This window comes from uncultured Kordia sp., from assembly GCF_947496985.1.
GTDB lineage: Bacteria > Bacteroidota > Bacteroidia > Flavobacteriales > Flavobacteriaceae > Kordia.
In genome coordinates this window covers 14,052-37,318 of record NZ_CANMEZ010000001.1, presented here as the reverse complement: position 1 = coordinate 37,318, position 23,267 = coordinate 14,052, and the positions used below count along the sequence as shown (strand labels likewise).

Sequence of the window (23,267 nt, the reverse complement as noted above, 5' to 3'; positions counted from 1 at the left end):
TTTTTATTCTCTAAGATTAATAGTTTGTTTCTGAGAGATTAGATTTCCATCTTTGGTAATACCTTCAATAAAAACAGTCACAAACTTTGTACGCGTGTCAAAAACTTTAAACGTTGTTGTTTCGTTTTTCGTTAAGATGAGCTCAGGAATCCAAGAAATTACACCATACTTTTTAAATGTACTATCTCCATAATTATTATACTTAGGAGCGTAGTATTCTTTGGTTTGTTGAAAGGCAAAAAGAGCTGCTGTTCCATTTGAAATATCAGACTTTCCATCTTTGTCTTTGTATAAAGGAGTTGTACGAGTATAGATTTTAATAACACCACCAGCGCTTCGAAGTCCATATCCAAACCCACTTTTGTCAATTAAAATCTTTTCTACGTTTGCCATTGAATAATTGTATAGAATGTTGAAATTCGTAAGCGGCATGTCATCCAGAAAAACTAGAGGAGAAGTAACACCTTGAAAGCTTATTCTGTTACGTGTAGTAATGTTTAGTTGTCCAAAACTTTCGGTAACTCTGTACCCATTATTCTGTATATAATCCGCAACAAATGGAAATTGCGCATATGTTTGTACGTCCACTCTTTTAAACTTACCATTGATAGCAATCGGATCTTCTTCTCGTTTTTTTCTTTTTGTTTCTAGTACAATGGCATCTAATTCTACAGAATCTTCGCGGAAAAATTCTTTTGAAAGATCGAAATTAGGCGCTATAACTTTGGTGTCGATTACTTTTTGGGCTTCAATTTCAGGGTCTAAGCTATTTTCTTTATTCGTAACGCTAAACGTAACATACATTCTAGGTTTTTTGAAAATCCCACGTTTATCTTGATAAGAGAAACGAATTTCTTCACCTTCTTCTAAATAGAAATTTCTTAGGGTAAATGTTTGATCTTCATTTAATTCTATAAATTGTGCTTGGTGATTTTTAGTAGAGTACAAAAATAATTTTTTGATTCCAGAAGCTGGAGAATTTACTTTTCCTTTGATCGTGATTCCGTTTTCAAATTGATGTAGTTGCTTTGGTGGATTTCTGAAAATAGCATCCCAATTGTATTTACTCCAACCTTGAGTGAGTAATAGAATGTCTAATTCATATTTTTGTTTTCTGTCAAAATTGGTAAAGTAATATTCAGGATTTTCAATAATTCCTTTTACATAAGGTTGTAATAGAAAGCTTGAAATGATAGTATTATTTGGAGTGTAACTTTCTGTTTCTTCTGGCAACATAGAAACACTAATATTAGCTTCTTCATCTAAATTTAATTCTTTTACAGAAAGTATGATGGAATCGTTTACTTTGTTCAATTTTGATACAGAAACATTCGTTTTTTTGATGCCTAAATCATTGAAAAATAAACGTTCTAAAATTGGTTGTTCATTTTCATCAAATAGTGTAACTGTATTAACTCCTTTAAATAATTCGTTTTTAGGAATTGTAATCGTTTTTGCAATTCCTTGATCAAATGTGAAGCTTACTGTTTTTAGTTTTCCACTTTGGTGAATTAATAACTTGTATTTAGTATTGCTGTGATTTTTTAGTGTTTCTTCATTTGTATTTAATGTAATGATAGCTCTATCTGGAAATAGCGTATTCATAATAATTGTAATCCCTTGTCGTCCGGTAGCTTGAATTTTTTGCTCAATAGTTTCGCCTGTCGCTAAGGTGATTTTTGAAGTATATTTTTCATTCACTTTGGGTTGAAACAAAAACTTTCCAAGTCCTAAAGTATTACTTTTGAATTTTGTGACTTCTTCATTTTTCTCATTGAATATAATTCCCGTAGCACTTACTCCTTTTCCATTGGCATTGACAACTTTGAACCCAATATTGTTTTTTGCATTTGCAACAATATGTCCGCCTTCAGGTAAAAATTGAAAGTCATATTCATTTTTGGTAGCTTCTTCGTTGTTACCTATGATTTTATCTCCAAAGATTTCAATTTTTTGAATGTATGCACCATCATCTTGGAAATTTTTCATCCAATTGGTAGCTGCTTTGATATAGTAAGTTCCTGAAACAAACGTAGAGTCAACTAAAAAATTTCCTCTAGTAACACCATTCTCTCCTTGAAATAAAGCTCTTTTGACTTCTTTTCCATTTGCATCATAAATTCCAACATTGAAATTTGTAGTAGCTTTTGAAGTTAATTGATTTTTCTGATCATATGCATATCCTTTAAACCATATTTCTTCACCAGCTAAAAAGGAAGTTTTGTTTAGATGTAAAAAGAGAGTTTCTCGAGGTAATTTGAAATATTCAGTATAGCTATCTTCAACTGTCGTATCGGTTTGAGAAAACAACGAAAAAGAAAATAATAGAAGGAAAGTTAGTAGCGGTAAAATACGTTTCATACTAAAAAAATGATCAGTTTTAATTAGGTATTAAAAATACCACAAAAAAATTATGGAAATGTTAAATAAAACAAAAACTCCGAAAAATTGCTTTTCGGAGTTTTTGAGCTGTTTGTTGTTAACCTTTAGTTAAGTCAATAATTTGTTTCTGAGAAATTAGATTTCCATCTTTGGCGATTCCTTCTATAAAAACAATTACACGCTTTGTACGTGTATTAAAAACTTTGAATGTTGTTGTTTCGTTTTTATTTAAAACCAATTCTGGAATCCAAGAAATTACACCATATTTTTTGAATGAACTATTTGTATAACTATTATATTTTGGGGCGTAGTATTCCTTAGCTTTTTGAAATGAAAAAGGAGCAGTGCTCGTGTTGGAAATGCTAGCTCTGCCTTTTTCATCTTGATATAATGCTGTTTTACGCATGTAAATTTTTATAACACCACCAGCAGCACGTATTCCATAACCAAATCCTGTTCTGTCAACAATAATTTTCTCAACATCTCCCGTTCGTAAATATTCTAGTATGAGAATGTTTGTCACTGGAACATCATCTATAAATACAAGTGGAGTAGTTTCTGCTTGAAAAGAGAGCGTAGTTCGATTCGTTAGATGAAATACTCCAAGACTATCTTTAAAAAACCGGTACCCTTTATTTATGATATAATCAGTTACAAAAGGATATTGTGTGTAGCTTTCTACATTGACGTCAAGAGCTGTTGCATTTGTCAAAACAGGGTCGAGATTTTCTCTACTCTTTTTATTTTTTGTAGTTTCTAACATCACTACTTCTAGTTCTTCTGAATCGTCGGGAAAAAAGTTTTTAGTGCTAGTAAGATTAGATCTGTCAGATTTGGTTTTAAAAGAAGATAGTGTATTAATAACACTACTGATATTATCTTCTTTATTTGCTACCGTGTACGATATAAACAAGCTTGGTTTTTTAAATTTACCATTTTTGTTTTGATACGAAAAACGAACTTGTTCGCCTTCTTCAATGAAAAAGTTATTAATGGTAAATGATTGATCTTTGTTTAAGTTGACAAACTGAGCTGAATGGTTTTTAGTGGAGTATAAAAACAATCGATCTATGCCCGAAGTAGGAGCGTTAACTTTCCCTCTAATAGTAATTCCATTTTCAAATTGATGTATTTGTTTTGGGGGATTTTTGAAAATAGCATCCCAATTGTATTTACTCCAACCTTGTGTGAGTAATAAAATATCTAGTTCGTATTTGTGTTTTCTATCAAGTTTTGTAAAATAATATTCAGGATTTTCAACAGTTCCTTTTAAATAAGGTTTTAAAGCAAAGCTTGAAATTATGGTGTTGTTTGGTGCGTAGCTTTCTGTTTCTTCTGGCAATACGGAAATACTAATATTAGCATTTGTATCTAGGTTTAGTTCTTTTACAGATAGAATGATTGAGTCATTAATTGTATTTAATTTTGATATAGCGACAGCAGCTTCTTTTATGTCAAATGCATTGAAAAATAAACGTTCTAAAATTGGTTGTTCGTTTTCGTCAAATAATGTAACTGTGTTAATTCCTTTAAATAATTCTTTTTTAGGAATAGTGATCGTTTTTGAAATTCCTTGGTCAAATGTGAAATTTATTTTTTTAAGTTTTCCACTTTGATGAATTAATAGTTTATATTTTGTATCACTATAGTTTTCTAGTGTTTCTGCATTTGTATTTAGTGTAATAATAGTTCTATCTGGAAAAAGATTGTTCATGATAATTGAAATGCCTTGTCTTTTACTGGCTTGAATTTCTTGTTCAATAGTTTCTCCTGAAGCTAACGTAATTTTTGAAGTATATTTTTTATTGATCTCTGGTTGAAATAAAAATTTACCAAGTCCTAAAATGTTACTTTTAAATTTAGTGACTTCTTCATTGTTTTCATCAAAGACACTTCCTTTAGCAGCTATGCCTTTTCCATTGGTGTCAATGAATTTAAACCCAATATTGTTTTTTGTGTTTGCAACAATATGTCCGCCTTCTGGTAGAAATTGAAAATCATATTCATTTTCGGTTGCTTTATCATTGTTGTTGGTTGCGATCTTATTTCCAAAGATTTCAATTTTTTGAATATATGCGCCATCATCTTGGAAATTTTTCATCCAATTGGTCGATGCTTTTATGTAATAAGTTCCGGAAACAAATGTAGAGTCAATTAGAAAGTTTCCTTTGGTAAAGCCATTTTCTCCTTTAAACAAAGCTCTTTTAACTTCTTTTCCATTTGTATCGTAAACTCCAACATTAAAATTTGTAGTAGCTTTTGAAGTCAATTGATTTTTCTGATCATACGCATATCCTTTAAACCATATTTCTTCTCCAAATAAATAGGTGGTTTTGTTTAAATGAAGAAAGATAGTTTCGCGAGGAAGTTTAAAATATGCTGCATAACGATCTTCAGCGGTGTTTTTTTCTGTCTGAGCAAACAGTGAAAAAGAAGGTAGTAATAGCAAGAATGATAGCGAGAGTAAAATTCTTTTCATGGTAATATGTTGGTTTTAGTGTTAGCATTTTATGGAATATTTTGATTACATGCATGGTTTTGAAATCAAACTTCTTCTCTTTAGGGGAATTTATTGGTGTTAATAAGTAGTATTGATTGTTTTAAAGATATTTTAAATCGTATAAACTTTAGTGTTACAATGAGTAAACTGACTTTTTCAATGAGTGAAATGGATATTTTGATGAGTGAGTTGATTAAAATACAAAAAGCCTTGAAAAATTAATTTTCAAGGCTTTTGCGTGTTTATATATGTGTTATAATTACATCATTCCTGGCATTCCTCCGCCCATTGGAGGCATTCCAGCTCCTGCAGGAGCTTCTTCTTTAATGTCAATTAATGCACATTCTGTAGTTAAAATCATTCCTGAAACAGATGCTGCATTTTCTAATGCAATACGTGTTACTTTTTTAGGATCAATGATTCCTGCTTTCAACATATCTACGTATTCGTCAGTTTTTGCATTGTATCCAAAATCTTTTTTGCCTTCCATTACTTTAGAAACTACAACACTTCCTTCGCCACCAGCGTTAGAAACGATTGTACGTAATGGCTCTTCAATAGCACGTGCTATAATTTTGATTCCAGTTACTTCATCTAAGTTGTCAGTAGTAATTGATTCTAATACACCTTTTGCTCTTACCAAAGCAACTCCACCACCAGCAACAATTCCTTCTTCAACGGCTGCTCTTGTAGCGTGTAATGCATCATCAACTCTATCTTTTTTCTCCTTCATTTCAACTTCAGAAGCTGCTCCAACGTATAAAACTGCAACTCCACCAGCTAATTTAGCCAAACGTTCTTGTAGTTTTTCTTTGTCGTAATCAGAAGTTGTAGCTTCTATTTGCGCTTTAATTTGTCCAACACGTGCTTTGATCATTCCTGCATCTCCAGCTCCATTTACAATAGTTGTATTGTCTTTGTCAATTGTAATTTTTTCAGCAGTTCCAAGCATGTCAATCGTAGTATTTTCTAGCGTGTGACCTCTTTCTTCAGAAATTACAGTTCCACCAGTTAGGATAGCGATGTCTTCTAACATTGCTTTTCTACGGTCACCAAATCCAGGTGCTTTTACAGCTGCAATTTTTAATGCACCTCTTAGTTTGTTTACTACTAAAGTAGCTAATGCTTCTCCATCAACATCTTCTGCAATGATGATTAATGGTTTTCCAGTTTGTGCAACAGGCTCTAAAACTGGCATCAAGTCTTTCATTGAAGAGATTTTCTTATCAAATAATAAGATATATGGACTTTCCAATTCTGCTTCCATCTTTTCAGAGTTGGTTACAAAATATGGAGATAAGTATCCTCTGTCAAACTGCATTCCTTCAACAACATCAACTGTTGTGTCTGTTCCTTTAGCTTCTTCAACCGTAATTACACCTTCTTTTCCAACTTTTCCAAACGCTTTCGCGATTAAGTCACCCACAACTTCGTCATTGTTTGCCGAAATAGACGCAATTTGTTTTATTTTTTCAGAAGAATCACCAACTTTCTTAGCTTGCTTATTTAAATCTTCAACAATTGCTGTTACAGCTTTGTCAATTCCTCTTTTTAAATCCATTGGATTCGCTCCGGCAGCAACGTTTTTCAATCCTTCTTTTACGATAGCTTGTGCTAAAACGGTTGCTGTTGTTGTTCCGTCTCCTGCTAAGTCATTTGTTCTAGAAGCAACTTCTTTTACCATTTGTGCTCCCATGTTTTCTAATGGGTTTTCTAGCTCAATTTCTTTTGCTACAGATACACCATCTTTTGTTACAGATGGCGCACCAAATGATTTGCTAATGATTACGTTTCTTCCTTTTGGGCCTAATGTTACTTTTACTGCATTTGCTAATGCATCCACACCGCGTTTTAGTCCGTCGCGTGCTTCAATATCAAATTTTATATCTTTTGCCATGTCTTTTTAGTTGTTAGCCAATACTTTCTAATTGACTATAGTTATTTTGTTTTTTCTGATAACGACTTTTAAAGTGCAATAGCGTATTAAATAATTGCTAAAATGTCGTCTTCTCTCATGATAATGTAATCAGCTCCTTCATACTTGATTTCAGATCCAGAAAATTTTCCATAAAGAACCGTATCGCCAACTTTTACCGTCATTGGTTCGTCTTTTTTACCTGAACCAACAGCTACAACAGTTCCACGTTGTTGTTTTTCTTGCGCTGAATCTGGAATGTAAAGCCCTGAAGCAGTTTGTGTTGCTGCTGGCAACGGGGCAATCAAAACTCTATCCGCTAGTGGTTTGATATTAACTTTGCTCATTTTGTTAACTATTTTATTTGATTAATTATGTTATTTTTTACGAATAGGAAGTAGTCAGAAACTATGCCATTTTGTGAATACTGACAAATTGAAATAAAAAATGCCAGCTTCTGACAAGCTGGCATTTTTTTATGTGATATGATTGGAAAAAATTACTGTCCGTCAGTATTTGTTCCTTCTGTTGAATTTGTGTTTGTATCAGCTGGCGGTGTTGTTTGTTCTGTTGTAGGAACTGCATCTCCTGCTACTTTTGATTTACCGTTAGCACTGCTCAGGTTTGTGAAGTTTGTTACTAAAATTAAACCAATTAAGATAGTTGCTAAAGCCCAAGTGCTTTTATCAAGGAAATCGGTTGTTTTTTGAACTCCACCAATTTGTTGATTTCCACCACCTCCAAAAGAAGAAGATAATCCTCCACCTTTTGGGTTTTGAACCATTATTACTAACATTAATAAAAATGCTACAATAAGGATTAAGATTATAAATATGTAATAAGTTGAAGTCATTTTGTACTAATTATTTTGTTGTATTTTTTTTATTGCTCGAATTTGGTCTGCAAAGAAACCACTTTTTTCTGGATATTTCAAAATTAAAATATTATATGCTTTAATTGCTTTTTTATATTTCTTTTGTTCTAAATATACTTTTGCCAACGTTTCCGTCATGAGGATAGACTGGTCAACGGTTGTGCTATTTGCTAGGTTGACTGTTTTTTCAAGTGTTGGCTTCGGTTTTATTTTTGGATTTGTAGCTATAAACTTGTCTATCAGGTCAAATCTTTTGTCTTTTTCGCTTTCCGCTGCAGCAGAATTTGACTCGTTTTCAACTATTTTAGGTTCTTTCTCTACTTCCTCTTGTTCAATTTTTTTAGAACGATCAATGGGCTTGAAGTTTGCAAGTTGCAACCATTCTGAAAAAGAATGCTTTTCTTTTTTCTCAAATTGAAGCGGTTTTCCAAGCTTCAATGTTTCTTCAGGAGAAGCCGCTTTTTCAGGAATAATTATTTCTTTAAAAACTGGCTTTTCTACTTCTTTTGTTTCAGCTATGACTTCTGTAATAGGAGTAGGATCAATTTTTGGTTGAAATAGATCGGGATCAAGAATAGCGTTTGCTTCTTGGATTTTTGTTTTGATAGCATCTTCCATACGGAGATTTTTATCAACTTTTACTTCTTCAACTTCAATAGGAATTTCGTTAATATCAACTGCATTCGAATTGCTTTGCGCTTCTTGAATTGTATTTGATGTTTCATGTTGCTCAAATATTTCAGATGTAATGAAATCAAATAGAATACTACGATCTGTTGTATGTGCAGCAGCTACTTTTAAACTTTGATTGTATTTGAAACTATCTTGATTTTTTAGTCCTTTTAAATGTACAATGCGCGCCGCTTGAAAGTATGGGAAATCTTTAGTGATTGCTGCAATGGCATCGGTTTGCGCAGCATTAATGTACGCAGGGTTTTTTAGTATGTATGTAAAATCAGAGATGTTCATATGGCTACCAGTTTGCTAAACTAGCGTTAAAGATGTCTTGTGTTAAACGGTCAAATATTTCTTGAAAAGCAACACTTTGTACAGCAGATAATTGTGAAGACGCTGGATAATCATAGAAAAATGAAAAGCGCTGATCAAAATCATCATCAGGTCTGTTGTTGTGTGTAAAACGAACTTGTACGCCAATTGTTAAACGGTTTTGTGCTGCTGTATTGTTTGCAGTTGCGCTCATTGGAGAAACTCTATATTCTACAATTTCACCTTCATATACTAAGTCTGCATTGGAACGAACTAATGTTAAACTTGTTTGATTTTGAATTAAATCTTGTAGAGCATTTGTGAAATCTCTATCCAGTCCAGGTTCAATAATAGGAGCATTGTTTTGAAAGAAATTTACTTGGTATGTTTCTGCATTTAAGTCACCTGTTCCTGTAAAGTTGTAAAATTTACAACTAACTACTAAAAGTGAAATAATAACAGCGGTAATGTATGTTTTAATATGTTTCATGTAATTTTATAAATCAAATTGTTTAATTTTTCTATATAAAGTACGTTCTGAAATCCCCAACTCACTCGCTGCAGCTTTACGTTTTCCTTTGTTGCGTTCTAGTGCTTTTTTGATGAGTTCCAGTTCTTTGTCGTGTAATGAAAGTGTTTCTTCTTCTTCAATTTCTTCTGCAAAATGATACTTATCTGCTTCTGAAACTACAGTAACTTCAGGTGCAATTGGTAATAATTTTACATTTTCTTCTTCTGAATGAAATACTTCACTTTCTTCTTCGTTTCCATATATTTTCTGAATTAGACTTTCGTTTTCTTCTTGTACTTTTTGCGAAACTCCATTTTGCATGAGTTCCATAGTGAGTTTTTTTAAATCATTTAAATCACTTTTCATATCAAAAAGCACTTTGTATAATATCTCACGTTCTGAACTAAAGTCACTTTCACTTTTAGACGTTTCTACTACTGCAGGCAAATTACCAGTTGTATTTGGTAAATATTGATGTAATGTTTCAGCAGATATAGACCTGTTTTCTTCTAATACAGAAATTTGCTCGGCCACATTTCGTAATTGACGAATATTTCCGCTCCAGCGATATTTTACTAACATTTCAGTAGCGTTTTCATCTAAACGAATAGAAGGCATTTTGTACTTCATGGCAAAGTCAGATGCAAACTTTCTAAATAATAAATGAATATCATCTTTTCGCGCTCGTAACGGTGGAAGAAGTATTTCTACAGTACTTAAACGATAGTATAAATCTTCTCTGAATTTTCCTTTTTTAATAGCTTCAAACATGTTTACGTTTGTAGCGGCTACGATGCGGACATTGGTTTTTTGTACTTTGGATGAACCTACTTTTATGAATTCTCCATTTTCTAAAACACGTAACAAACGAACTTGTGTTGTTAGTGGTAATTCTCCAACTTCATCTAAGAATATAGTTCCATTATCAGCTACTTCAAAATATCCATTTCTAGTTTGAGTGGCACCTGTGAAGGCACCTTTTTCATGTCCAAATAGTTCACTGTCAATAGTTCCTTCAGGAATAGCGCCGCAGTTTACAGCAATATACTTTCCGTGTTTTCTGTGTGATAATGAATGTATGATTTTTGGAATACTTTCTTTTCCAACACCACTTTCACCAGTAACAAGTACTGAAATATCTGTGGGTGCTACTTGAATTGCTTTTTCAATAGCACGATTTAGTCCAGCGTCATTTCCGATGATTCCAAAACGTTGTTTTATAGCTTGTATGGATTCCATGTTTTTCGTGCGTTGTTTTTTTAATTTATGTATTGAAAGTTTTCGCTAATGGTAATGGTGACATCATTAGAAATATTAGGTAATGATGAAAATAAAGTTCCACTTCTGCTAATGATTCTATTGCTAGCGTCATATTGAACGTCTAAGTTAGAAGGTCCTTGCGTAGTTGTCACAGCAGTTACATTATTGTTACTGTACACCATTGCTTGCCAGTGTTCGTATTGATCGTCATATTCATCGTAAAATATTAAAAAACCATACAAATCATTCATAGTTAGACTTAGTGGGTTTACAGTATTGTCATGCGTATATGTATACGTGTTTGGATTTTGTCCAGTAATTTCAGACATGATTAAATTTCCATTACTATCGTAGGTAATATTTTCAGTTTTAACAATGACACCACTTTCCATTGTTTCTCTTTTTATAAGTCTGTTGTTATTGCTAAATGTAAATTTTGTACTGTAAATAGTTCCTTCTTTAGTGCGCGTTACTTCATTATTTAAATGTGTAAACGTAAAAACAAAATCTTCAGTAGCATCTTGTAAATCTTCATAGGTAATGTCAGCAATTTTTCCAACATTATAGGTTACAGACGCTCTATTGATAATAGTTCCGTCAACTCTGGTAATTACGCCGATTACTTTCGTATTTTGATCTCTTATTACGGCAGCATTCGCATTTATGGTTGTCCCAAAAAGCGTAAGACTTGTGTCTTGAGAGGTAAATTGATTTTGATTGTTAATGTTGAAATCTGTATCAAAAGAAGTGTCGTTCCCAGCAGCAGTAAATTCTTTTACATACGTGTAATTTGATAATTGATTGCTATTTCCAGGGTTTGGATCCGTCGGAGTTCCTGGATCTGGATCAGTTGGATTGCCAGGATCTGGATCTGTCGGAGTTCCATTAGTTGGAATTTCTTCAACTACAATTTCAAAATCAACAGGTTCGTTATTACATGAAAAACACAAAAATGCCAATACAATTGCTGTGGATAGGAACGTTTTTTTCATTGGACTTATATTTTTATGAGTTATACATGTTTTTTAATTTGTATGATTAATATTGAAATGCTTCGTTTAATGTAAACAGAAAGCCATCACCTAAATCGAAAGTTCCACTTCTTGTTGTGATATTGTTATTAGCATCATAAGTAATATCAAACGTCACGTTTTGTCCAGTGTCTTGAACTCCTGTCCAGTTATTTGTACTATGAAAAACGGCAAGCGAATTAGCTACTTCATCTTCATAATCTATATTAAACATGTTAAATAAAAACTGATCATTAAAAACAGCTTTTGAAGGATTTGTGAATGAATCGTACGAAAGTGTATATGATCCTGGATTCGTTCCAGTAGTTGTTGCAGATACACAATTTCCATTAGCATAAGTCAATGTTTCTAATTGTGTACTTGTTGTTCCTGTAAACGATTCTACTGAAATTAATTGACTGTTAGAGTTAAATGTGTATTCAATTCTTTCGTCAGAACCTACGGTTGTTCTAGTAACCATAGTTCCGCTGTACGCAAAATTATATGTGTGATTTTCAGTAGGATCTGCTAAATCTTCATATACTATTTCAGTAATATTATCTCCAGTGTAATTAATGGTTGTTGTTTCGGAAGGTGTTCCGCTAGCAGTTGCGTTGAATCGAACAATTCTACCGCTTCCATCACGTGTATACACTCCAAAAGCAGGAGTTGTTACGCCACCTAGTATTAATTCTATATCCAATGAAGTTACAACGCCTCCAGTAATATTGAAATCTGTGTTTGTTATCAGTTCACCAAGAATTGGCAAGTTTGAAGTTACATCATACGTGTAAGATGATAAGGTATTTGTAGTTGGATTTGTTGGGTCAGTCGGGTCTGTAGGATCAGTTGGGTCTGTAGGATCTGTTGGATTCGTCGGATTTGTTACTTCAACTTCAAAATCTATTGGTTCATCCTCACATGAAAAGCAAAAAAAAGCTACTACGATTGAAGTTATTAAAAGTGTCTTTTTCATTATATTATATTGTTTTTTGATGATTTATTGCTGTTTTATTATTATTTAATTGTTCTCTGAATGCTCAATAGCTTCTCCAATTAATGTTGCAGAAGTACACTCATGAATTTTTACATTTACAAAGTCGCCAAGTTGATAATTCTCTTTTGGAAATACTACCACTGTATTTTGAGAACTTCTTCCCATCCAATGCGCGTCTGATTTTTTAGAAGTTCCTTCAATTAGTACTTCTTTTACGGTATTAAGATGTGATTGTGTTCTGTAAGCGCTATGTTTTCGTTGCAGTTCAATAATTTCTGCAAGTCTTCGTTTTTTTGTAGGTTCTGGAATATCATCATCCATTTTTCTTCCAGCCATTGTTCCTGGACGTTCCGAATATGTAAACATATACCCAAAATCATACTTTACATATTCCATTAAAGAAAGTGTATCTTGATGATCTTGTTCTGTTTCGGTTGGAAAACCAGCAATTAAATCTTGCGATATTCCGCAGTTTGGTAATATTTCACGAATCTTATTTATTAACGCAAAATACTCTTCGCGCGTATGCAAACGATTCATTTCTTTTAAAATACGATCACTTCCGCTTTGTACGGGTAAATGAATGTGCTTGCAAATATTTCTATGTTTTGCCATTACATGAAATACATTTTCATGCATGTCTTGTGGATTAGAAGTTGAAAAACGAACACGAAGTTTTGGAAACCGAGTGGCAACCATATCTAACAACTTTGCAAAATCTACCGCAGTTGCCTTTTGCATTTCAGAAGCTTTGTCAAAATCTTTCTTCAAACCACCTCCATACCATAAAAAGCTATCTACATTTTGACCTAATAATGTAACTTCTTTAAAGTTCTTGTCTGAAAGATCTTGAATTTCTTCAATAATAGATTGTGGATCACGGCTACGTTCACGTCCACGTGTAAAAGGAACCACGCAAAAAGTGCACATATTATCACAACCTCTTGTGATGGAAACTAAGGCTGTAATTCCATTTGTGTTCAATCGTACAGGAGAAATATCACCATAGGTTTCATCTTTTGATAAAACTACATTCACAGCATTTCTACCTTCGTCAATTTCTTGTACTAAATTAGGTAAGTCTTTGTAGGCATCAGGTCCAACAACCATATCTACAATCTTTTCTTCTTCTAAAAACTTGCTTTTTAAGCGTTCTGCCATACATCCTAATACACCAACTTTCATTTTGGGATTGTGTCGTTTGACAGCATTGTATTTTTCAAGACGTTTACGAACTGTTTGTTCGGCTTTATCACGAATAGAACATGTGTTTACCAAAACCAAATCAGCTTCTTCCAAACGATCTGTTGTATTAAAACCTTCTTTTGCAAGAATAGATGCTACAACTTCACTATCTGCAAAGTTCATCTGACAACCATAACTTTCTATATATAGTTTTCGTGTATTTTCAGGTTTTTGTGCTAAAACAATACTTTCGCCTTGTTTGCTTTCGTCTATTATCTTCTCCATTTATTCTGTAATCTGAATGGTAGTTTACTATCAATTAAGATGCAAAGATAGGATTATTTCAAAATATATGACATAATGACATGTTAAATAACTTTTCGATCTTAAATGTGTAGCTTGTACAACTTCCAATAATTCTATTACTTTTGTGTGCTACAGAAATAAATATATGAATAAAGAGCTGTTATCGGAAAAAATAGAATATGCAAAAGACTTGTCTTTTGAAACTATCGCAAGTGAGTCAGGAACTTTGTTTACCAAGGCTTGGGGGCAAGGAGTTTTAGGTAGTTTGTTAATCGTATTATTTTCAATAGTAGTGGGAATTGTATGTTTTATTCCATACACAACTACGCTTGTTTTTTTAGGAATAACATCAGATTATACAGATTTCCATCTTTCTAATGATGAAAGAATGCGTATCGTTTCCTATATATTTGGAGGATTATTTTTTGTGCTTGTAAGTGCTGTTTTTATAGCAGTTTCGGCAGCGTTTTGCAGAATATGTAAAATGAAAGACCATAATAAACAGGGGTACTATGATTATTACTATTTCTTAAAAAGAAAATATTTTTCAAAACTATTTATGTTAGGTGCTTTATCAGCAGCAATCATTGTTCCTTCTGTATACTACTTGTCATACATTCCTTTAGTATACTTAAGTGTTCCAATTGCTTTTTTTATTGTCATTCTTGCTTTTAATCCAGAGTTGAAAGCAAAAGAAATTATCAGTCTTGGGTTTCAGTTAGGAACTGAAAAATGGTTACTGTCTATAGGATTTATGCTTATTGTAGGTTTTATATCTATGATTGCAGGTGTTATTCTTTGTGGATTCGGGTTTGTGTTTACAATGACTTTGATAAATCTTCCTTTATACTTTATTTATAAACACATTATTGAGTTTGACGATGAAAAACCCATCGATTCATATCAGGAAAAAACAGACTTGATTATTCAAAAACTACACGATTATAAAAGGCCTATCAAAAAAAGATAGGCTTTTTTTACATACTTCGGGAACCTTTTTCTTTCGCATAACGTCTATTCTAATAGAGTGAACTGAAAAGCGGTCATGGAAAAGGATGTAATGTTAAATGATGAAGTGAAAAAGCACCGCAAAAAAGCAAAATAAGTAGTTGGTTTTAATTCAGATTAAAATTTTCTCATGTTTTTATGGAACCTTTTCACTATTCGTGCATCTATATGATAAATAAACATTAACAATACCTTTAATTATGAAAGAAAATATTTTAAAAATTGGATTATGTGTACTGATAGGAATGATCACTTTTTCTTGCTCAGATTTAGATGATAACGAAGAAGTTGGAACAGTAGATCTTGTCAATCTAATCGAAAAAGAGTCAGAACTGTTTGATCTCATAACACGTGTGGCAGATGAAGATGCTGAAAAAGAAATAACCTGTATCAAATTTATCTATTCTTTTACACTATTAGAATATAACGATATCGTAGGAGTTGTGGCGCAGCATGTAATTTCTAGTGATTCACAATTTAGTTATGTGTTAGAAGGTATTACGGATGGAAACAGTATCGGAATCAGTTTTCCAATTCAAAGTCAACTTGAAAATGGGGAAGAATTTTTAATTCAAAATAAAGAAGAATTAAAACAAGCTATTGATGATTGTGTTCTAGAGGAACAACTTGTTGTGGCGGGTAATTGTCGTCAATTATTACAAGAATGTGTTTGGGTGGTTTCGCATGAAGATGATACTGTTGATACCTATGAAAATGCTGTTTTTGATATTGCAGAAGACGGAACGTTTAAATTCTATAATAATGGAGCAGTGTTTGAAGGAACTCGAATTGTATACTTTATTGAAGATGAATTGCACATTAACATGGCGTTTGAAGAAACAAGTGATACTGCAGATGATTGGAGTTTTGATTGGAAAACTGAAGTGTTGCCAGATAATATCATGAACTTAACAAATGATGATATTGTATTTACGCTTACGCAAGAATGTGAAGAGGAAAATTACTGTACAGAATTGGTTTTTGTAGAATGTGAAGACGTTGTAGGTTCTGAAATTTCAGAATTTGTATTTGAAGAATACATACCTTGTATTATAGAAATAAATGATTTGGATGAATTAACGATGGATGATACAATTGCTTTTTACGAAAGTGAAGTAGATGCAAACAGTCAATCCAATCCATTATCTTTAAGCTCATATCAAAACACAACAAATGTGCAAATTATATATGTTCGTATTGACTATACTATGAGTACGGAATTTATCTTAATTCCAATCGAAATTCAGTCGATCAGTTGTTAAAAGTAATCAAAATACAAAACAATCAAATAGGTCAACCATTTTTGGGAAAAACTAAAAAAGAAATACATAACATTGATGGGTTGCGAGCTAATGATGAACTGGTGCAAAAAGCAGTTTATGAAGCGCTCGCGCCCAAAATGTTAGGAGCTTGTCTCAATTTTATATCAGATCGATCCATGGCGGAAGAAGTCATGAATAATGGTTTTGTAAAAGTCTTTTTCAATATCAAAAAATACAAACAAGAAGGAAGTTTTGAAGGTTGGGTGCGTAAAATCATGATTCGCGAAAGCCTATCATTTCTGCGAAAAAAGAAATTCCTAATCTCAGATCAAAGTGATGCCATATTAGAACATCAAAAAACATATCAAAAACCAGTAGCAGAAGTTTCTGAAATACAACGACTGGTCATGGAGCTTCCTGTGGAATTCAAGCTGGTTTTCAATTTATATGCAATAGAAGGGTATTCACACAAAGAAATCTCGGAACTCTTAAAAATTCCTGAGGCAACTTCAAAGACGCGCTTATTCAGAGCAAGAAAATTATTAAAAGAACAATTAACAACAAAAAAGTCCAATGGAAGATTTTGATTACATAGACGCACTTGTAAAGAGTGAACTTTCGGGTCGTGAAGCAACGCCTTCCAATAATGGATGGGACATTGTTAAAGAAAAGCTACAACGCAAAAAGAAAAAACGTAGATTCTTTCTGTTATTACTATTCTTTGTGGGAATGAGTTCGGTTGGAATATACAAAGCAATCAATTTCAACTCAGAAATAAATGCTAATTCCATAACGAATAAAAATACGGAGCAGCCAAAATCTGGAAATACGCAAAGTGCTATTTCGGATTCAGGTTCTTCTTCAGATTCAAACGCGACTTCGGTTTCGAATTCAGATACAGGTACGGTTTCAACTAATATCAGTCAAGCTGAAAAAGACGCGTTGATGACAAATGATGGAGTTCGACACAGCAATCAGTCAGCAAACAAGCTACAAGGCAATGGAAGTGGTATTGTGGAATCGACTTCAAAAGTAAATTCGCGCGGAAGCGATACAAAAAACAATACCATATATAATGGGAGTAAAAAATTAAATTCAGATTCACTTAATAGTACGAATGAAATCTCATTAGCAAGTGAAAATGAAGAAATTTTGTCGGTAGCAAAAGGTTTACAAACCTATACTTGGGAATTAATTGTTCCGGAAACACTTCAAAAGAAACGTAAAAAGAAAAAGCGAAAACGTAAAAAGAAGCCAAACTTTTATGAAAATACAGATATAATGATAGGTCTCAACGGATTTGCTACAGCAAACGATTATAGAATTACACAATCATATATAGTTGAGCTCTCTTATGAAATTACAAGAGAACTCAAAAACGATTACTCATTCAATTATGGTGGAGCATTGCAATTGCGAACATTGCGTTTAAAAAAAGACAACCTTAATTTCACCAAAGGAGAAGTGAGTTTCAACCTGTTTTCAAACATTGAAAAGCAATTTGGTGACTACAGTGTAGAAGCTGGTGTGTACCTTGGTTATGAAATATATTCGCCAAACAATGAATTTTTTAACGACAAAGTCAGAAGCTTTTTTGATCAAAAAATCAATTATGGGTTAAGTACGGGAATCAATTATAAAAATATTGGACTTATTTTTAAGTATGAACTTTCGCCGTATGTAAATTACCTTGGAGACAAGAAATACGGCGGATTTATCATTGGTGTTAAATATGATTTTTAAACGCTAAAAAAGTGATTTTTGGACAGTGTAAAAAAAGTATAAATACAAAAAAATGTGTCCGTTTTTAAAAATCTACATACTTTTGTACTCTGAAAAATCAATATATGGCAAAGAATCTGGTAATTGTAGAGTCACCTGCAAAAGCGAAAACGATTGAAAAATTTCTAGGAAAAGACTTCAAGGTAGAATCGAGTTTCGGGCATATTGCAGACCTACCATCCAAAGAATTAGGTGTAAATGTAGACGGCGATTTTGAGCCTCAATATATAGTGTCTGATGATAAAAAATCAGTTGTAAAAAAATTAAAGGATTTAGCGAAGAAAGCAGAAATGGTTTGGCTCGCTAGTGATGAGGATCGTGAAGGAGAAGCGATTGCATGGCATTTGGCTGAAACATTAAAGCTATCGCCAGAACGTACAAAGCGAATTGTTTTTCATGAAATTACCAAAACGGCAATTCTAAAAGCAATTGATAATCCTAGAGATATTGACTATAACTTAGTAAATGCGCAACAAGCCCGAAGAATCTTAGATAGATTAGTAGGATATGAATTGTCGCCAGTACTTTGGAGAAAAGTAAAAGGCGGATTATCTGCCGGAAGAGTACAATCGGTTTCAGTGCGTTTAATCGTAGAACGTGAACGAAGTATTCAAGATTTCAAACCACAAGTATCATTTAAAGTTGCAGCAGAATTTTTAAATTCTCAAGGAAAAAAATTCAAAGCAAGACTCAATAAAACATTTCCAACACATCAAGAAGCTAAAGATTTCTTAGCTAAAAATGTAGGAGCAGACTTCAAAATTGCAAACTTAGAAACTAAGCCAGCAAAAAAATCACCAGCAGCACCATTTACCACATCAACCTTACAACAAGAAGCATCGCGAAAGCTATACTTCTCCGTAAGTAAAACAATGACACTTGCACAACGATTGTATGAAGCCGGTTTGATTACTTATATGAGAACGGATAGTGTAAACTTATCTAACGATGCAAAAAATGCCGCTCAGGCAGAAATTATTCGTTCGTATGGAGAAGAATACAGTCATCCAAGAAACTATAAAAGCAAAGCAAAAGGAGCACAAGAAGCGCATGAGGCAATTCGTCCAACCAATATGGAAAACCATTCGGTAAATGCCGAATACGATCAGGTTCGTTTATACGAATTGATTTGGAAACGTACCTTAGCTTCGCAAATGAGTGATGCAAAATTAGAGCGTACCAATGCTAAAATTGAAGCAAATACACATGGAGAGCGTTTTACAGCAAATGGAGAAGTGTTAAAATTTGAAGGTTTCCTAAAAGTATATCTTGAAGGGAAAGATGATGAAGATGAAGAACAAGACGGAATGTTGCCAGCTTTAAAAGTAGGTGAGCAACTGACAAACGAATTCATTTCTGCAACACAGCGTTACACAAAAGCTCCATACAGATTCACGGAAGCTTCATTGGTAAAACAATTAGAAGAACTAGGGATTGGACGTCCGTCTACGTACGCGCCAACAATTTCTACCATTCAAAACAGAGGCTACATAGAAAAAGGAACTGTTGAAGGTGTGGAAAGAAACTATGAGCAACTTGTATTAAAAGGAGATAAGATTATTGAAAAAGAACTGACTGAAAAAGTAGGTTCGGACAAAGGGAAATTAGTACCAACAGATATAGGAATGATTGTAAATGATTTCTTGGTGAAAAACTTCTCTTCTATATTAGATTATAACTTCACGGCAAAAGTAGAGCAGGACTTTGATGATATTGCATCAGGTAATGAAGAATGGAAAGACATGATGAAAGGTTTCTACAAAGACTTTCATCCAAAAGTAGAAGACGTAAAAGAAAATGCCGAACGAGAATCAGGAGAGCGTATCTTAGGAGTTGATCCAGAAAGTGGAAAACAAGTAAGTGTGCGTTTAGGGAAATTTGGACCAATGGTTCAAATAGGAACTGTAGATGATGAAGAAAAACCACGCTTTGCAAGTCTAAGCCCAGATCAACAATTAAACACCATTACCTATGAGGAAGCAATGGATTTATTTCAATTGCCAAAAACATTAGGAGAATACAAAGGAGAAACTGTTGAGGTAAACAATGGACGCTATGGTCCATATGTGAAATTTGGTAAAAAATTCATTTCATTAGATAAAGGAGAAGATCCACTAAGTGTAGAAATGGATAGAGCTATGGAATTAATTATAGCTCGTGAAAAAGCAGATGCGCCAATTGCAAACTATGAAGGACATCATGTAACCAAAGGTGTTGGTCGTTTTGGACCTTTCCTAAAATGGAATGGTATTTTTATTAATGTGAACAAAAAATACGATTTCGATAATCTTTCGCAAGCAGATATTGAAGAGCTCATAGAAGACAAAAAGCAAAAAGAACGCGATAAAGTTATTCATAATTGGGAAGCAGAAGGAATTCGAGTAGAAAAAGCACGTTGGGGAAGAAGTAATATTCTCAAAGGAAAAATAAAAATAGAACTTCCAAAAACAGTTGATGCTACAAAATTGACCTTAGAAGAAGTTCAAAAGATGATAGAGGAAAAAGCTCCAAAGAAAAAAACGAAAGCAAAAGCAAAACCTAAGGCAAAAGCAAAAGCTAAAAAATAATGGAATTCGAATTTTTATCGCCTGTCAATGATTTATTAATGGCTCACAATGAGTTATTGCCAAATCAAGCGTTAGGAAACCAAATAGAAGTACATACCTCTAAAGGAGGAATCCCAGAAGCGGTTGCCAAAGCAAAATTTGCAATTATAGGAGTGCTAGAAAATCGTAGTGATGTCAATTACCTTGGTGAAGGACTTGATCTATTAGAAATTAGGAAAGCACTTTACGGCTTATTTCCAGGAAACTGGAGTAAAAAAATTGTGGATTTAGGAAATCTAGAAAAAGGAGCGTCTGTAACGGATACATATGCGGCTTTAAAAACCATAATGGAGCCGTTACTAAAAAACAATATCATTCCTATCATTATTGGAGGAAGTCAAGATTTAATGTATGCAATGTACAGAGCGTACGACAATCTTGAGCAAATGGTGAATATGGTAAATGTAGATAGTAAGTTTGATTTTGGAGCTGTTACGCAATCGGTAAGTAACCATACGTATATGGGGAAAATTATCATGGAAGCGCCGCACAATCTGTTCAATTATAGTAATATTGGATATCAAACCTATTTCAATTCACAAGAAGAAATAGACTTGATGCAAAAACTATTGTTTGATGCGTATCGTTTAGGTCATGTGTCAAATGATATAAGTATTGTGGAACCTATTACACGTGATGCCGATATTGTCGGAATTGATTTATCAGCTGTAAAAGCTTCTGAAGTAAGTGGAAATCAAAATACATCACCAAATGGATTGGATGGAAAAGAAATCTGTGCAATCAGTCGTTATGCAGGAATAAGTGATAAAGTTTCATCGTTTGGAATCTTTGAATACAAAAATTCGAAAGACGAAGAAATTACAGCAATGTTAATAGCGCAAATGATCTGGTATTTCGTAGAAGGTGTTAATTATCGAGTAAATGATTACCCTTTTACCTCAAAAGACGACTATTTGAAGTATATTGTGCCAAATGATAGAGAAGAGATGATCTTCTATAAAAGTAATAAGACTGAAAGATGGTGGATAGAAATACCATTTATTTCAAGTTTGAATAATAAATTAAAAAGACATACGTTATTACCTTGCACACACCAAGATTATTTGAATGCATGCAATCAAATTATCCCTGAAAGATGGTGGATGGCGTATAAAAAAAGTATAAATTAAATAAGCGTGTTAAGAAAACCTTAAATTGATATTTAAAAAAAGCGATTTAAAACCATTAGTTTTTAGAATAAAAAATTGTTTTTTTGAAAATAAATAGATAGGTTTACGCCCTTAAAATCTATAAAAAACGTATTAACCTCAATAATTCCGTATGAAAAAGATTGTTGTATTAACAGCCGTTTTAGCATTTCTTTATAGCTGTGGTTCTAAAGATCGAGGTGAGCTAGTCGGTGTCAAAGGAAAAAAATGGCATCCTGAGAAGCCTTATGGTATGTCTCTAATCCCTGGTGGATCGTTCATCATGGGTAAATCTGATGACGACATTGCTCAAACCAAAAATGCACCCACAAAAACAGTTACTGTCCCTTCATTCTATATGGATGAAACAGAAATCACTAACAGCGAATACAGAGAATTTGTATATTGGGTTAGAGATTCTATAATCCGTACTAAATTAGCAATATTAGCTGATGAAGAAGGTAAAACAGATCCTAATGAAGATGGAATCGCAAAATACGCTTTTAAAGATGCGGATTCTACAGGTAGGACAGCTTGGGAAAAGTATACTCTAGAAAATTATGCAGGACTTGGCCCTACTGGTTATGAAGGTAGACGCCTTAACCGAGATGTAGATTTAATTTGGGATTTCTCTGAAATTCCAGATGAGTTTTATGCTGAGGTGATGGATTCTATTTATCTTCCTGAAGCAGAGGCATATAATGGACAGCGTACTATCGACTGGACAAAGATACGATTCCAATACAGATGGATGGATATCGAAAGTGCTGCTAAAAACACAAGAAACACAGGTTTAAAGCGTTCAGACTTCATAAAAAGCGAGAACTTAGAAATATATCCAGATACAACTGTTTGGATTAGAGATTTCGAATACTCATATAATGAGCCTATGCACAATGACTATTTTTGGCATGATGCATACAATGACTATCCAGTAGTAGGTGTTACTTGGAAACAAGCAAAAGCATTCTGTGAGTGGAGAACATTAAAAAAGAATATCTACAGAAGAGAAAGAAAACGTCATCAAATCAATAAATTCAGATTGCCATCTGAAGCAGAGTGGGAATACGCTGCAAGAGGTGGACTCGAAGGAGCAACATATCCTTGGGGTAACTACTACACCATGAATGATAGAGGATGTTTCTTAGCAAACTTTAAACCATTAAGAGGAGATTACGCGGCAGATCAAGCATTATATACCGTAGAAGCTGATGCTTATGAGCCAAATGATTTCAACTTATACAACATGGCAGGTAACGTAGCCGAATGGACAGCGTCATCTTATGATCCTAGTTCATACGAATACATGTCTACAATGAGTCCTAACGTAAACGATACGCTAAACAAGCGTAAAGTAATTCGTGGAGGATCATGGAAAGATGTTGAATACTTCTTACAAGTAAACACTAGAGATTTCGAATACAGAGACTCTGCAAGAAGTTACATCGGATTCAGAACAGTTCAAAGTTATATGGGAACTGATGTTGTAGGCTCAGGAAAAAGATAATTCAGAATTCAACAAAACTAATAGGTA

Annotated in this window: 18 protein-coding genes; 7 read left to right on the top strand and 11 right to left on the bottom strand. The window is 33.4% G+C overall.

The window, feature by feature from the left end; genetic code table 11:
- Positions 1-3: 3 nt before the first annotated feature.
- From Q0828_RS00170 to miaB, 11 genes are all read right to left on the bottom strand, one after another.
- Positions 4-2,361 carry a hypothetical protein gene (locus Q0828_RS00170; protein WP_298416680.1) on the bottom strand — a complete coding sequence of 786 codons (2,358 nt, stop codon included), beginning with the start codon at positions 2,359-2,361 and terminating at the stop codon, positions 4-6.
- Positions 2,362-2,479: 118 nt separating this feature from the next.
- Positions 2,480-4,861 carry a hypothetical protein gene (locus tag Q0828_RS00165; RefSeq protein ID WP_298416677.1) on the bottom strand — a complete coding sequence of 794 codons (2,382 nt, stop codon included), beginning with the start codon at positions 4,859-4,861 and terminating at the stop codon, positions 2,480-2,482.
- A 280-nt stretch (positions 4,862-5,141) separates the two neighbouring features.
- On the bottom strand, positions 5,142-6,779 hold the full coding sequence (groL, locus tag Q0828_RS00160; protein ID WP_298416675.1) for a chaperonin GroEL: 1,638 nt from the start codon (positions 6,777-6,779) through the stop codon (positions 5,142-5,144).
- An 86-nt stretch (positions 6,780-6,865) separates the two neighbouring features.
- Complete coding sequence (locus tag Q0828_RS00155; protein ID WP_298416673.1) at positions 6,866-7,144, bottom strand: co-chaperone GroES; 279 nt, start codon at positions 7,142-7,144, stop codon at positions 6,866-6,868.
- A 152-nt stretch (positions 7,145-7,296) separates the two neighbouring features.
- The gene (gene secG / locus Q0828_RS00150) at positions 7,297-7,650 is read right to left on the bottom strand and encodes a preprotein translocase subunit SecG (RefSeq protein ID WP_298416672.1); all 354 of its coding nucleotides are present in this window, start codon (positions 7,648-7,650) and stop codon (positions 7,297-7,299) included.
- A gap of 6 nt (positions 7,651-7,656) precedes the next feature.
- Positions 7,657-8,640, bottom strand: a complete 984-nt coding sequence (locus Q0828_RS00145) for a hypothetical protein (protein ID WP_298416670.1) — start codon at positions 8,638-8,640, stop codon at positions 7,657-7,659.
- A 4-nt stretch (positions 8,641-8,644) separates the two neighbouring features.
- Positions 8,645-9,148 (bottom strand): LptE family protein, encoded by a 504-nt coding sequence (locus Q0828_RS00140; protein WP_298416667.1) that lies wholly within the window; start codon positions 9,146-9,148, stop codon positions 8,645-8,647.
- Positions 9,149-9,154: 6 nt separating this feature from the next.
- Positions 9,155-10,408 (bottom strand): sigma-54 dependent transcriptional regulator, encoded by a 1,254-nt coding sequence (locus Q0828_RS00135; RefSeq protein ID WP_298416666.1) that lies wholly within the window; start codon positions 10,406-10,408, stop codon positions 9,155-9,157.
- Positions 10,409-10,428: 20 nt separating this feature from the next.
- A complete protein-coding gene (locus Q0828_RS00130) occupies positions 10,429-11,421 on the bottom strand; it encodes a hypothetical protein (RefSeq protein ID WP_298416665.1) in 993 nt (330 codons plus the stop codon).
- A 46-nt stretch (positions 11,422-11,467) separates the two neighbouring features.
- A complete protein-coding gene (locus Q0828_RS00125; protein ID WP_298416663.1) occupies positions 11,468-12,415 on the bottom strand; it encodes a hypothetical protein in 948 nt (315 codons plus the stop codon).
- Between the two features lie 45 nt (positions 12,416-12,460).
- Positions 12,461-13,906, bottom strand: coding sequence for a tRNA (N6-isopentenyl adenosine(37)-C2)-methylthiotransferase MiaB (gene miaB / locus Q0828_RS00120; protein WP_298416661.1), 1,446 nt, complete (start codon positions 13,904-13,906; stop codon positions 12,461-12,463).
- A gap of 166 nt (positions 13,907-14,072) precedes the next feature.
- On the opposite strand from miaB, the gene Q0828_RS00115 reads away from it, so the two are divergent.
- From Q0828_RS00115 to gldK, 7 genes are all read left to right on the top strand, one after another.
- Positions 14,073-14,897, top strand: a complete 825-nt coding sequence (locus Q0828_RS00115; protein ID WP_298416659.1) for a hypothetical protein — start codon at positions 14,073-14,075, stop codon at positions 14,895-14,897.
- Positions 14,898-15,135: 238 nt separating this feature from the next.
- Positions 15,136-16,197 carry a hypothetical protein gene (locus Q0828_RS00110; RefSeq protein ID WP_298416658.1) on the top strand — a complete coding sequence of 354 codons (1,062 nt, stop codon included), beginning with the start codon at positions 15,136-15,138 and terminating at the stop codon, positions 16,195-16,197.
- A gap of 41 nt (positions 16,198-16,238) precedes the next feature.
- A complete protein-coding gene (locus tag Q0828_RS00105; RefSeq protein ID WP_298416657.1) occupies positions 16,239-16,784 on the top strand; it encodes an RNA polymerase sigma factor in 546 nt (181 codons plus the stop codon).
- The gene (locus Q0828_RS00100; RefSeq protein ID WP_298416656.1) at positions 16,771-17,940 is read left to right on the top strand and encodes a hypothetical protein; all 1,170 of its coding nucleotides are present in this window, start codon (positions 16,771-16,773) and stop codon (positions 17,938-17,940) included. Before Q0828_RS00105 ends, Q0828_RS00100 begins: the two co-directional genes overlap by 14 nt.
- A 104-nt stretch (positions 17,941-18,044) precedes the next feature.
- The gene (gene topA / locus Q0828_RS00095; RefSeq protein ID WP_298416655.1) at positions 18,045-20,546 is read left to right on the top strand and encodes a type I DNA topoisomerase; all 2,502 of its coding nucleotides are present in this window, start codon (positions 18,045-18,047) and stop codon (positions 20,544-20,546) included.
- The gene (locus Q0828_RS00090; protein ID WP_298416654.1) at positions 20,546-21,715 is read left to right on the top strand and encodes a formimidoylglutamase; all 1,170 of its coding nucleotides are present in this window, start codon (positions 20,546-20,548) and stop codon (positions 21,713-21,715) included. The genes topA and Q0828_RS00090 overlap by 1 nt, the downstream gene beginning before the upstream one ends.
- A gap of 151 nt (positions 21,716-21,866) precedes the next feature.
- On the top strand, positions 21,867-23,240 hold the full coding sequence (gldK, locus tag Q0828_RS00085; RefSeq protein ID WP_298416653.1) for a gliding motility lipoprotein GldK: 1,374 nt from the start codon (positions 21,867-21,869) through the stop codon (positions 23,238-23,240).
- Positions 23,241-23,267: the final 27 nt, after the last annotated feature.

Bases quoted from the DNA above. Each gene is read 5' to 3' on its own strand.
- Q0828_RS00145 (WP_298416670.1), bottom strand. From the start codon at position 8,640: ATGAACATCTCTGATTTTACATACATACTAAAAAACCCTGCGTACATT.
- Q0828_RS00125 (WP_298416663.1), bottom strand. From the start codon at position 12,415: ATGAAAAAGACACTTTTAATAACTTCAATCGTAGTAGCTTTTTTTTGC.
- miaB (WP_298416661.1), bottom strand. From the start codon at position 13,906: ATGGAGAAGATAATAGACGAAAGCAAACAAGGCGAAAGTATTGTTTTA.
- Q0828_RS00140 (WP_298416667.1), bottom strand. From the start codon at position 9,148: ATGAAACATATTAAAACATACATTACCGCTGTTATTATTTCACTTTTA.
- Q0828_RS00130 (WP_298416665.1), bottom strand. From the start codon at position 11,421: ATGAAAAAAACGTTCCTATCCACAGCAATTGTATTGGCATTTTTGTGT.
- Q0828_RS00165 (WP_298416677.1), bottom strand. From the start codon at position 4,861: ATGAAAAGAATTTTACTCTCGCTATCATTCTTGCTATTACTACCTTCT.
- Q0828_RS00170 (WP_298416680.1), bottom strand. From the start codon at position 2,361: ATGAAACGTATTTTACCGCTACTAACTTTCCTTCTATTATTTTCTTTT.
- gldK (WP_298416653.1), top strand. From the start codon at position 21,867: ATGAAAAAGATTGTTGTATTAACAGCCGTTTTAGCATTTCTTTATAGC.
- secG (WP_298416672.1), bottom strand. From the start codon at position 7,650: ATGACTTCAACTTATTACATATTTATAATCTTAATCCTTATTGTAGCA.
- Q0828_RS00090 (WP_298416654.1), top strand. From the start codon at position 20,546: ATGGAATTCGAATTTTTATCGCCTGTCAATGATTTATTAATGGCTCAC.
- Q0828_RS00155 (WP_298416673.1), bottom strand. From the start codon at position 7,144: ATGAGCAAAGTTAATATCAAACCACTAGCGGATAGAGTTTTGATTGCC.
- topA (WP_298416655.1), top strand. From the start codon at position 18,045: ATGGCAAAGAATCTGGTAATTGTAGAGTCACCTGCAAAAGCGAAAACG.
- Q0828_RS00135 (WP_298416666.1), bottom strand. From the start codon at position 10,408: ATGGAATCCATACAAGCTATAAAACAACGTTTTGGAATCATCGGAAAT.
- Q0828_RS00115 (WP_298416659.1), top strand. From the start codon at position 14,073: ATGAATAAAGAGCTGTTATCGGAAAAAATAGAATATGCAAAAGACTTG.
- groL (WP_298416675.1), bottom strand. From the start codon at position 6,779: ATGGCAAAAGATATAAAATTTGATATTGAAGCACGCGACGGACTAAAA.
- Q0828_RS00110 (WP_298416658.1), top strand. From the start codon at position 15,136: ATGAAAGAAAATATTTTAAAAATTGGATTATGTGTACTGATAGGAATG.
- Q0828_RS00100 (WP_298416656.1), top strand. From the start codon at position 16,771: ATGGAAGATTTTGATTACATAGACGCACTTGTAAAGAGTGAACTTTCG.